The 10,926-nt window shown below is 71.1% G+C and carries 8 protein-coding genes and 1 pseudogene; 5 read left to right on the top strand and 4 right to left on the bottom strand.

Annotation, left to right across the window (positions count from 1 at the left end):
- Positions 1 to 71: 71 nt before the first annotated feature.
- The gene (locus ACSIH6_RS13705) at positions 72 to 1,661 is read left to right on the top strand and encodes a 3'-5' exonuclease (RefSeq protein ID WP_435108652.1); all 1,590 of its coding nucleotides are present in this window, start codon (positions 72 to 74) and stop codon (positions 1,659 to 1,661) included.
- 520 nt (positions 1,662 to 2,181) lie between these two features.
- Here ACSIH6_RS13705 and ACSIH6_RS13700 read toward each other — a convergent pair.
- Entirely contained in the window at positions 2,182 to 2,517 is a 336-nt protein-coding gene (locus ACSIH6_RS13700) for an EthD domain-containing protein (RefSeq protein ID WP_435108651.1), read from the bottom strand.
- A gap of 98 nt (positions 2,518 to 2,615) precedes the next feature.
- Here ACSIH6_RS13700 and ACSIH6_RS13695 point away from each other — a divergent pair, with 98 nt between their 5' ends.
- The 4 genes from ACSIH6_RS13695 (at position 2,616) to ACSIH6_RS13680 (ending at position 5,560) form a co-directional block, all read left to right on the top strand.
- A complete protein-coding gene (locus tag ACSIH6_RS13695) occupies positions 2,616 to 3,071 on the top strand; it encodes a MerR family transcriptional regulator (protein ID WP_435108650.1) in 456 nt (151 codons plus the stop codon).
- 285 nt (positions 3,072 to 3,356) lie between these two features.
- Positions 3,357 to 4,181 (top strand): peptidoglycan recognition protein family protein, encoded by an 825-nt coding sequence (locus ACSIH6_RS13690; RefSeq protein WP_435108649.1) that lies wholly within the window; start codon positions 3,357 to 3,359, stop codon positions 4,179 to 4,181.
- Positions 4,182 to 4,522: 341 nt separating this feature from the next.
- Complete coding sequence (locus tag ACSIH6_RS13685; protein ID WP_435108648.1) at positions 4,523 to 5,086, top strand: CG0192-related protein; 564 nt, start codon at positions 4,523 to 4,525, stop codon at positions 5,084 to 5,086.
- A gap of 114 nt (positions 5,087 to 5,200) precedes the next feature.
- Positions 5,201 to 5,560 carry an MmcQ/YjbR family DNA-binding protein gene (locus ACSIH6_RS13680; protein WP_435108647.1) on the top strand — a complete coding sequence of 120 codons (360 nt, stop codon included), beginning with the start codon at positions 5,201 to 5,203 and terminating at the stop codon, positions 5,558 to 5,560.
- Positions 5,561 to 5,689: 129 nt separating this feature from the next.
- Here ACSIH6_RS13680 and ACSIH6_RS13675 read toward each other — a convergent pair whose 3' ends face one another.
- The 3 genes and pseudogenes from ACSIH6_RS13675 to ACSIH6_RS13665 form a co-directional block, all read right to left on the bottom strand.
- Entirely contained in the window at positions 5,690 to 9,160 is a 3,471-nt protein-coding gene (locus ACSIH6_RS13675) for a DEAD/DEAH box helicase (RefSeq protein WP_435108646.1), read from the bottom strand.
- A gap of 288 nt (positions 9,161 to 9,448) precedes the next feature.
- Entirely contained in the window at positions 9,449 to 10,390 is a 942-nt protein-coding gene (locus ACSIH6_RS13670; protein WP_435108645.1) for a VOC family protein, read from the bottom strand.
- Positions 10,391 to 10,649: 259 nt separating this feature from the next.
- Positions 10,650 to 10,847: pseudogene (locus ACSIH6_RS13665) on the bottom strand (phosphohydrolase); the annotation flags it as partial.
- Positions 10,848 to 10,926 lie beyond the last annotated feature (79 nt).

The following is a 10,926-nucleotide window of genomic DNA, read 5'->3' as shown; positions in this document are numbered from 1 at the left end:
GTTGACGGTCGCCCCCACCGTCCCAGCCCTCCCCGGGGCGGTCCCCTCGAATTTCCGCATCGGAGGTACGCATGTTCACCCACGGCCGCCTGACCCGAGGCCAGGGAACCGATCCGCGACGGATGCTGTTCGCCGTCCTGGACGTGGAGACCACCGGGCTCGACCCCCGCGGAGGCCACCGGATCTGTGAGGTGGCCGTGGTGCGCATGCGCGGCGACGGCACGGTCGTCGACGAGTACGCGACCCTGGTCAACCCCGGGCGCCCCCTCACGGGGGAGGAGTTCCACGGCATCACCCCCGCCCAGGCGGCCGAAGCGCCCGCCTTCGCCGACATCGCTGGTGACCTGGTGACCTACCTGTCCGACGCGGTGGTCGTCGCGCACAACCTGCCCTTCGAGGAGCAGTTCCTCGAAGCGGAGTTCACGGCGTTGGGTATGCGCCCCTCCGGGCTGCCGGGACTGTGCACGCTCCAGGCCCTCCGTGCCCACCTGGACCGGTACGCCTACCGCCAGCACCAGCTGTACCAGCTGATGACCGGGGAGTGGATGCAGGGGCAGCACCACGCCCTGGCCGACGCCCGCCACCTCGCCCGCATGCTCTCGGTGCTGGTGAACGAGAGCCCGCAGCCGCTCGTCTGGTCCGGCTCCGGACCCGTGGCCGCGCCGCGGGTTTCCCGCAGCGGGCGGATCGCTCCGCGCACCAGCGACCTCCGCAAGGGGCGGGAGGGGTGGCTGGCCAACCTGGCCGCGGGGCTGCCCGACATGACCCCCTCGCCCCGTCCCCACCCCCAGGGTGTGGCCGCCTACCGTTCCATGCTGGGGCACGCCCTCGCGGACGGGAAGATCGTCGGTGACGAGGCGCAACGGCTCTCCCTGCTCGCCACCCGGGCGGGGTTCACCCAGTCCACGGTGCGCCGGGTGCACGAGCAGGTGCTCCTGGAGGCACGCGCCCGCGCCGAGGCCGACGGGCGGGTGACCTCCACCGAACTCAGGGAGTTGGAGAGGGCCGCCAAGAACCTGGGCGCGGGACACGTCATCCAGGACCTGCTCTACGTCGCGGACCAGGAGAAGGCGCGCAGGAACGGTCCGCTCAAGGGTTGGCGCGTCGTTCCGGTGGGGGAGGACGGGTCGGTGAACGCGGTCGTGGACTTCGCGGTGTCCCACGGCGCGACGGTCGGGGTGAACGTCACCAAGACGGTGCGGCTGGTCATCGCCGAACCGGGAGCGGACGACGCGAAGGTCCGCAGGGCCCGGGAGACGGACATCCGGGTGGCGACCCCCGCCGAGGCCTGGGACCTGCTGAAGGCGGCCGTCGACAAGGCGGAGCGCGGCCTGTTCGACGACGGGACCGGGGTGATGGTCGCCGCCCAGCTCCGGGCCGAGCAGCAGGAGGAGGCGGACCGGAAGCCCTGGCAGGCGTTCTGGCGCCCCCGCGAGCTGTCCGACCGGCAGTACCACGAGCAGTTCGTGGCGCCCTTCGAACGCCGTGACCGTACGGCGTCGTACGAGCGCCGGTCGGACCGGGGGCCCCACAGGATCAACGCCCGGATCACCGTGGAACCGGAGAAGAAGGGCAGCGGCGGATGCGCGGGCGCGGCACTGCTCTTCACGGCCACGGTCTCGGGAGCCGCCACCGCGGCCTCCCAGCTCTGGCCTTTCTAGAGGGGTGACCGCGAGGGCTCACCGGTCGGCCGAGCACCGCACTGGACTCACCCAGGTACGGAAGCGGGGACGGGGACCCGGGCAGCGCACCCACCGGACAGGGCGCGTTTCGCCCGACAGCGGGAAAAAGGAACGCTTCGGTGTTCTCCGCGCCGACCGAACCTGACGGTCCTATCCACCGCCGTCGCACGGGTGGTCCGGATCGGACGCGAGCGCGCGTCGCAGAGCCGCTGGAGCGACGGCTGGTGGGGTCGGGCTTCGCCGTCACGACCCCCAGGAGCCGTCAGGGTGTTTCGCGACCTGGACGATCGGTTTCTGGGTTTCGATCACCAGGCCTATCGCTTCCTCGCGAAACCCTCGTGAGTACTTACTTGTCCGGCCCACGTTTCCCCTTGTTTCCTTACGAGCCCATTGTGTTGGGCCCCTGTCCGGAAATCTCGGGGCACCTCAACCAGTCGGTGGCGCCGCGCGGGATGTCGAGTCTCGCTGACCGACACCCCGCGCGCGTGAGGGGTGAGTGCTACTTGACGACGGTTTCGTTGGTGACCATCACGCCGACGTTCGAGAAGTCGATGAACTTCGACTCATCGGGATTGACCTTGGCCTTGTAGTTCGCGGACGCGAAGAAGGAGTCGTGGTCGTCCCACGAGTCGAACCAGATCTCGGTCAAGCCATCGTAGGCCGGCTCCGGGTAGCCATCGGCCGCGATCGGATGCGAGACGGCGTACTTGCGCACGTACTTTTCCGTTTCGGGGATGGAAGTGAACAGGGGCGCGTGCCTGTCGCGGTGGTAGCGCTGGAAGTCCTCGACCGTCATTCCGGGTAGACGGTTGATGAGAAAAGCGAACTTGATCATAAGTGTCCTTGACAGTGATAGGCGCCTGAAACTGAGGTGCAGTGGGCGCACCGGTAGGCTAAACGGTGACACCAGTGTCATGGGCAAGAGGAGAGTCGATGCGGATCGGTGAGGTCGCGGAACGGGCGGGTGTCAGTCGGCGGTCGTTGCGGTACTACGAGCAACAAGGGCTCATCGAGGTTCGCCGGTCGCCGAGTGGTCAGCGTCTTTACGAGGAGGACCACGTCCGTCGTGTTCGTCTGATCCAGACCTTCTACGCGGCCAAGCTCACCAGTGCGACGATCGCCGAGTTGGTTCCGTGTATGGAGCGCTCCCCTTCGCGGGTGGTGGCTCAGCGTGCACAGACGGTGATGGAACGTGAGCGCAGCCGGTTGCGTGTGGCTGTCAAGGAACTGTCGGCGGCCGTGACAGCGCTTGACGAACTCATCGACGCCACGGCCGCACATCGGCCAGGGCCCCGGAGCCCTCGCGATGCAGATCCCTACGTTCTGGTCACGGGTGATTCCGCGGAGAGCGAGGCCCCTGCCCGGGTTCGTGTGTGCTCTGCGACCTGAGGCGGGGTTCCTCCACCCTGCGGCGGCCGGCGAGCGGCCGCCCCGCCCGGCGGCCCTCGGTCAGGAGAAGGAGGGCGGGAAAGGAACGGGAATCGCGGGGATTCTCCCTTCCGCCCTCCTCGCCGCTCGTACAACATTGAATGAAACCTGGCCATAGGGGCTGTGTGCTGCTTCTCTGGCCGGAAGCGGCCACAGAAATACGCGATGTGACCCTTTGCGCACTGCGGGGTCCATGTTTTTTCATGAACTGGCAAGTAACCCCCGCTATCCCCCTCAAGGATCCACATGACCAACACCCACCGGTCAGGTCCGGACAGGCGCAGCATCCTGCGCGGAGCCACCATCGCCTCAGTCACCGCCGCCCTCGGCGCGGTCGGCGCCACGAGCGCCTTCGCCCGGACAACCGACACGAGCGCCTCCGTCCAGGCGGCCCGGCCGTACCTGTACTGGCGGGGCGCCTGGGGCGCGCGCCCGCCGAGCAGTCCCATCCAGGTCCTGGCCGCTCCGCCCCGCTACATCGTGGTCCACCACACCGCGACGCCCAACAGCACCAACTACACACTCGACCACGCCCTGAACCTGTCCAGGTCGATCCAGAACCACCACATGGACACCAACGGGTGGAGCGACACCGGCCAGCAGCTGACCATCAGCCGCGGCGGCTACGTCATGGAGGGCCGCGACCGCACGCCGGAGGCCATCGCGGCGGGCAACCACGTCGTGGGCGCCCACGTGGCCAACCACAACAGCACCTGCATCGGCATCGAGAACGAGGGCCTGTACACGAGCGTGGGCCCGACCGCGGCCCTGACCGACGCGCTGGTGCAGACCCTGGCGTGGCTGTGCGGCGCGTACGGACTCAACCCCCACAGCGCCATCCTGGGCCACCGGGACTTCAACGCCACCGCCTGCCCCGGCAACGTGCTGTACTCGAGGCTTCCCGAGCTGCGCGACAGGGCCGCCCAGACGATGCGGGCCCAGGGCGTCGCCATCGCCGCCCGCCAGGAGCCGGGTGAGGACGGCCCCACCTACCCGCCCGTGCCCGACGATGAGCCGGACCGCGAGTTCTACCACGGTCCCGCCCGGGGACCGGACGACTTCTCCCGCTAGGAGACCGTCCGAGTGGGTACCGGTGAGGTCCCGGGAACAGGGGCGCGGGCACCACAGGCCCCGGTGGCCACGCGGACACAGCGCCGCGTGACCACCGGGGGGCCTGTGCCCCTACCCCTGCCACGGCTCGTCGAGCCCCGCAGAACCGGTCGCCTCCCGGAACACCCCGGTGCGGGCGCAGCGACGTGCGGGCCGTGGTTCCCGCGACGCGGACCCGTCGCGGCGTGGAGCCCGCCTTCCGGGCCTGACACCGCTACGGCCGGAGCCCGCACCTTCCGAAGGTGGACGGTGTGCCGGGTCCCAGCGCCCCCCCGCGAACCCCGTGCCGGATACTGGTGTCCATGGCGATCATCTACAAGGCCGATCTCACCCCGAGCAAACCCGAGCTGATCGGCGCCTGGCTGGACGGCCAGCCGTGGGCGGGCCCGGGGCCCGACGAAGCACTCGGCGCGTACCGGTTCGACGACCCGGAGGGGGAGGTCGGGGTGGAGGTGTTCCTGCTCCGGCGCGGGGACCGTCTGCTCCACGTACCGCTGACCTACCGGGGCGCGCCCCTGCCCGGGCACGAGGACCACCTCGTCGGCACCCTGGAGCACTCCGTGCTGGGAACGCGCTGGGTCTACGACGGCACCGAGGACGAGGTCTCCCTCGCGTGTTTCCGGCGGGCGCTGACGGGCGAGCAGGAGCAGGCGGAGCTGGAGGTCTGGGAGGACGGCCGGGTACGGGAGCGCAGGCCGCAGCAGGTCGTGGTCTCCAGAGAGGTTGGTGCCGCTGGTGACGGCACCGGACCGGCCCGGGAGGGACGGGTGCTGGTCCGGCGGGTCCTGGACGGTGAGCCCGAGGGAAGGCCACGGCTTCTCGCCCGGTGGGGCGGCCAGCAGGCGGTGGTCGCGGCGCTGGTCTGACCCGGGGCCCTCCTGGCTGGGCAGGGCTCACCGACGCACGTGCCCGGCCTCGGCACCGACGGACAGCCACCCGCCGCGCGCCGACCTGTCGGCGGCGTGTGGTTGGCTCCTCCCATGAGTGTGGAGATCGAGCGGTTCGTGCGGTTGGTCAGTGCTCTGCCGGAGTGCGAGTCCAAGGACTCGGACCAGTACACAACGTTCCGCGTGCGCGGCAGGCCCTTCGGCTACCTGTGGCCGCGCACCGCGACCGTGGGGCTGAAACAGACCCTGCTGGAGCAGACCGCGCTGGTGGCCGAGCGGCCCGAGGTGTTCGAGGTGCAGTTCACCGCGGGCGGGTTCGGCTGGGTGGTCGTCCACCTCGACGGGATCGACCTGGACGAGCTCAGCGAGCTCACCCTGGAGGCCTGGTACCTGACCGCGCCCGAGGAGTTGGCGGCCGCCCCGCCGACCCCGGCGTCACTGGTCCGGGCCTGACCCGGACCACGGGCAGGTCCTTCGCCCGGCCGCGTGCGCACGCGGCCGACCCCGTCCGTCGGCCCGTGCCGGATCCCGTGGTCCGCGCGCCCGACGTTCGGCCTCCGGAGCGACCCCGTACGTGCCTGTTCATGTTCCCGAGGGCCTGCGCAGCGGCAGGTGCCGTCCCAGGGTCCTGAAGTGGTGGCGGTGCGCCCAGGCGGAGTGGTCGCCGATCACGTAGAGCCGGCGTTTGGCCCGGCTGGCGGCCACGTTCAGCAGGTTCGGAGTCTGGCTGGCCCACTCCATCGCCCCTTCCCGGTCGGGTGATCCACCGAGCACGAAGACCACCACACCGGCCTCCTTGCCCTGCGAGGTGTGGATGGTGCCGGTCCGGTCGGGCCGTACCCCGAACCCGCGGGCGATCCGGCCCACCTTGGTGGCCACAGCCCGGAACGGGGCCAGCACGAACACGTCGTCCATGCGGTGACCGCGCCGCTCCAGCCCCCGCAGAAGCCACTCCAACGCCTCGCCCTCCGCCGGACGCCAGTGGTCCGAGGAACCCGGACCGGACGCGGGAACGTGCACCCACTGGCTGGGCGGCAGGTCCAGCTCCCCACGGGGAGGCGTGCCGTACACCATCATCCCGTCGTAGGCGACCAGGTTGGAGACGGTGAACATCGGGTCCTCGCACCGGCGGTGCACCCGTAGGGGCGATCCCACCCACAGGGCCTCCTCCCCGCCGCGGTCGAGCAGGGTGCCCAACGGGTTCACCGAGTCCGCCAGGGCCTGGACCGAGGTGCGCGCGGGCAACCACCGCTCCTCCACACCGAACCGGTTCCGCAGGTGCTGCTGGGCGGGGAACGACAACGACGTCACCGGTTCCAGCTGGAGCGGGTCGCCCACGATCACCGCGCGCCGCGACCGCCACAGCGCGCCCACCACCTGCTGGGGTGTGGCCTGCCCGGCCTCGTCCACCAGCAGCCACCCCAGCGACTCGGAGTCGAAGGCGCCGAAGAGCCGGGGGTAGGAGGCGAAGGTCGAGGACACCACCGGCACCACCAGGAACAGGCTCCGCAGGGCGTCACGCTCCAGGTCGGCGGGTGCGTTGCGCACCTCGCCGGAGAGGACCTGCATGGCGGCGCGCAGGTTCTTGGCGAGCTTGCCCGGCACGGCCCGGACGAACGCCTCGTGCACGGCCAGGGCGGCCAGGAACACCTCGGTGCGGGCCCGGGTCAGCTCCGGGTCGCTCCAGGGGGCACTCAGTTCGCGTTCGTGCTCGTCGGTGAGCAGGTCTCCGAGGGGCACATGGCCGGGCCAGTTCCGTTGGGCGGCGTGCACCGTCCTCTCCGCCGAGACGAGCCGCTTCCGGACCTTCGCCAGCTCGCGGTCGGCGGTGTCCAGGGCGAGATCGCACCGGCTCACCCGCTGCTGTGCCTCCGCCTCCTCCAACCCCCGCTCATGTTCGACCGAGCGCAGATCCTCCACGACCCCCATCAGCTCGTCGTCCCGCCTCTGCCACTCGCGCAACCGGCGGCCCAGGGAGAACACGACATCCCAGAAACCGGGCTTGAACTCCCAGTGCCGGGCGCGTTCGGCCTCCACGGACTGCCGTTGCTTCAGGACCTCCTCGTGCCGAAGCACGGTCTCCTCGTGGTCGCCCCGCGCCGAAACCAGTTCCCGCCCACGCTCGGCCACGGTACGGGTCGCCCGGTCGGTTTCGCGCCTGAGCCCGGGTAGGCGCTCCAGGTCGCGGGCGACCGCTTCGCGGACCGCGACCAGCCTGTCCCGTTCCCGCAGGACCCGGGAGAAGTCCTCGACGGCCTTGCGCCACTCCCGCAGGGCCGCGCCCTGGTCACCGCGGTCCGCCTGGTCGAGCTCCCTGAGCAGTGTGTACATGCCGTGCTCACCCCGAGAACCGTCGGGGCGGTCTCCCCACCAGAAGCGTTTGACGAACCTGCGCCTGTTGCGTGCGTTGCCCAACTGGGCGGCCAGGGTCCCCCAGGCCTTCTCGCCGTCGTCGAGCATGTTGGTGGCGGTGGCCGCGAAGTAGTCGGCGTGCTTCCAGCGCTCGTCGACGGCCTGGCGGCCCGGGATCTCGGTGGTCACGTTGTCGACCGCGCCGTTGTTGGCCGAGGCGACGACGATCTCGAACCCCGCGAGCTCCGGGCGCAGCCGGGGAAAGGAGGTCCGTCCCCTGGCGGTCTCCCAGGAGCCCCACGTGGTGAAGGCGTTCCAGGGTTTGTCCAGGCCGGACAGCACCCGAGCCCGCTCCACGACCACGTGTGCGACCAGGTCCCGCAGCAGGGTCGTCTTGCCGGTGCCCGGCGGACCGTTCACGGCGAACAGGCCCGGACGCTCTCCCAGCGAGCGGGTGATGGCGTTGATCGCGATCTGCTGGCTCAGCGCGAGGGGGTGGGCGTCCTTGGCGGGCCACCGCCCGGGCGGTGTCAGCTCGGGGGAGACCCGACGGACCGCCGCCGCCCCCTCGGCGCGGACGTCCCGCCGGGCGATCGCGGACACCTCCCGGGAGGAGGAGAGGTAGTCGTGCAGCGCTGCCCCGTACCGCCCCTCGCGTACGGCCTCGGCGACCATGGCCAGGTCGTCGGCGATGAAGCTGTTCAGCAGAGGGGTGTCCGCGGAGTCCACGTCCTCGTCCAGGCGGGCCTCGGTGTCACCGGCCTGGCGGGCCAGGAGGACCTCCTGGCGTTCGGCCTCGTCCTGGGCTCGGGCCTGGGAGACCGGATAACTCCTGATCCGCATGCCGAGTGTGAGCCGACCCCGCACGCCCAACAGCGACGCCAGTACCTGGCACAGGGCCCTCAGCTCGCCGTGCCCCAGCACCCGCGAGGAGCGGTCGTCAGGCGCGGCGGGCGGACGCGGACCGGCGGTGCCGTCCGCCGACACCTCGGCCGAGGCCGACACCCCGGCGTCGAACCCGTCCACGGAGACCGCGGCGGCCGCCTCGACCGACACGTCCAACGAGTCGCGCACGGCCGCCCAGAGCTCGACCAGGGGAGCGGAGACGAGACCGCCGTCCACCAGGGCGAGCAGCGCCCGTGTCGGTCCCGGGCCCGGTTCGGCGACCAACCACGCGTAGAGGGTCTCGAAGCGTTCCTCGACCCCGGCGAACCCCTCCAACCAGTCCTTGGCCCCCGGGCCGGGGGCCAGCGTCCTGCCGACGGCCCAACCACAGGTGGACACCGCCTGCGTGCCGAGCAGGGCCTGGCCCCGTTCGTCCACCTCGAAGGCGCCCAGGGCGGTCTCGGCGCCGGGCCGTTCCTCCACCTGCCTGGGATCGGCACCGAAGGCCTCGTCCAGGATGGTGTTGGTCTCCCGTGTGGAGAAGACCCCGAGGTGGACCGTGTGCCGCCAGACCGTGTTGCGCGGCGGACGCTTGTTGCGTAGGGGACTTCCCTTCTCCCAGGGCAGGGGGAGCCCGGAGTCCACGTCACAGACGGGAGTGTCACCCCGAAGGTCCGGGCGGTCCACCTTCTGCGGTTCGAAGAGCTCCACCGCCCGCCAGAAGTCCACGATGTGTGCGCGTTCCCGGTCGCTCCTGGCCACAGGCCCCCTCTTCCGTTCGATGCGCACGGACACGTCCGGTCCGTCGAGCGTCACCCGTCGTTGATACCAGTCGCGGGACGGCGTTCCCTCACGGAGAGGCGTCTCGGAGGCGGATCGGGAGGGCGGTGGCCGCATCCGGCCACGGACTGACCGCCGCCCGGCGGAAGTGGTCCGCGCGCCTCGCGCTCCGCTTCCGGAGCGACCCCGCCGGACGTGTCCGGGCTCATGGGAGCCCGCGTGAGGGCAGGTGTCGCCCCGGGGCCCGAAGCGGTGGCGATGAGTCCGGGTGGAGCGGCCGCCGACCACGTGGAGCCGGTTGTTCCGCTCAGGCGGCGGCCATGGTCAGCGGTCCAGGAGCTCCTCGGCGCTGGTGCCGGGAAGGGCGACCGTCACCTGTGTGTCCCACGGGTCGCGGAGCACCACCGACCCGCCGGTGTCGGCGTGGGCCAGCTTGTGCGCCCTCAGGCGCGTGACGAGCGCGTCGAGGTCCTGCCGCGCGGGCACGGTGATCGCCACGTCGCCAAGCCCCAGACTCGCGGCGCGCGGACCCGCGCCCGCACTCTGCCAGGTGTTCATCGCGACGTGGTGGTGGTAGCCGCCCGCCGACGCGAACAGCGCGCCCGGGTAGGTGTCGACCGTGGTCTCGAACCCGATCGCGTCGACGTAGAAGGCCCTGGCGGTCTCGATGTCGCCGACCTGCAAGTGGACGTGTCCGACACCGCCCGCCCGGCGCGGCCCCTCGGCGACGACCGCCTCGTCGAGGTGTGCGCGCAGGTAGTCGTTGGGGTCGAGGTACAGCGTGCCCATCCGCAACCGCCCCTGGTCGTATCTCCAGGCCGAACGGTCCCGGTCGGTGTAGAGCTCGATGCCGTTGCCCTCGGGGTCGGTGAAGTAGAAGGCCTCGCTGACCAGGTGGTCGGAGGAGCCCACGAACCGGCTGCGCGGCTCCCGCGCCGCGCGGTAGACGGTCGCGGCGAGTGACGCCGGGTCCTCGAACAGGAACGCGGTGTGGAACAGTCCGGCCTGGCGCGCGTCGACGGCGGGCAGCCCCGGGGTGGAGACCAGCCGCACCATGGGGGTCCTGCCGCGGCCGAGCACACGGTGCACCTCGCGGCCGTGCGCCCGTTCCTCGACGGGCTCCAGGGCGAGCGCGTTCGCGTAGTACGAGGTCATCGACTCCAGGTCGCCCACGCGCAGGGTCACGGCGTCCATGCCCGTGCCGTCGCTCAGGTTGCGCTCGTCCAGGGACGACGCCTGCGGTGTCGACTCCGCCGAATCGGACATGGTGGTCTCCCAGGTCAGTAGGTCCGAGGGGTTCCCTCGTGTCTCGAAGGGTCCCGGGCCTCGGAGGATGAGGCGCCTTTGCCCGAACAACACCATCCTAGGGAAGTTTCTTCCTTGTCAATTAAATAGCGCGCGGACCTCCTCGCGGGTCCCACGCCGGTCCCGGGGAGGACCGCGCGTCAGGAGGGAGAGCGCGCCCCCACGAGCCCTGCCTCGTGAGTGGGTGTCCCGCCTGGTCCGGCGGCCCACAGGGCCCGGTTCAGACCAGGGCGTGGCCGTGGGCGGCCACGAGCGGGGCCAGGTCGGGGACTCCGAAGCGCGTGCGCAGCTCCTTGAAGCGGGTCACCTTGTCCTCGCCGAAGCGGGCGATGGACGCGGCGTAGGAGTCGGCGGAGAAGAACACCGGCGGGGTGCGCTTGCTGTGGAACTTGTCCGCGTACTTGACTTCCTCTTCCTCGTGAACGAGGGAGATTCCGACCACCCCTTGCCGGGGCGGTGGCGCTGCGCGCCTCGCGGCCGCAGCTGGTTCCTGCTTC

The organism is Nocardiopsis synnemataformans (genome assembly GCF_965343085.1).
GTDB classification, from domain to species: domain Bacteria; phylum Actinomycetota; class Actinomycetes; order Streptosporangiales; family Streptosporangiaceae; genus Nocardiopsis; species Nocardiopsis alborubida.
Note: the sequence above shows the minus strand (reverse complement) of the source record. Positions and strands in the feature narration are given on the sequence as shown.

What these genes read in the sequence shown, in the direction of transcription:
- ACSIH6_RS13705 (WP_435108652.1), top strand. Translation starts at nt 72, where the DNA reads ATGTTCACCCACGGCCGCCTGACCCGAGGCCAGGGAACCGATCCGCGA.
- ACSIH6_RS13700 (WP_435108651.1), bottom strand. Translation starts at nt 2,517, where the DNA reads ATGATCAAGTTCGCTTTTCTCATCAACCGTCTACCCGGAATGACGGTC.
- ACSIH6_RS13695 (WP_435108650.1), top strand. Translation starts at nt 2,616, where the DNA reads ATGCGGATCGGTGAGGTCGCGGAACGGGCGGGTGTCAGTCGGCGGTCG.
- ACSIH6_RS13690 (WP_435108649.1), top strand. Translation starts at nt 3,357, where the DNA reads ATGACCAACACCCACCGGTCAGGTCCGGACAGGCGCAGCATCCTGCGC.
- ACSIH6_RS13685 (WP_435108648.1), top strand. Translation starts at nt 4,523, where the DNA reads ATGGCGATCATCTACAAGGCCGATCTCACCCCGAGCAAACCCGAGCTG.
- ACSIH6_RS13680 (WP_435108647.1), top strand. Translation starts at nt 5,201, where the DNA reads ATGAGTGTGGAGATCGAGCGGTTCGTGCGGTTGGTCAGTGCTCTGCCG.
- ACSIH6_RS13670 (WP_435108645.1), bottom strand. Translation starts at nt 10,390, where the DNA reads ATGTCCGATTCGGCGGAGTCGACACCGCAGGCGTCGTCCCTGGACGAG.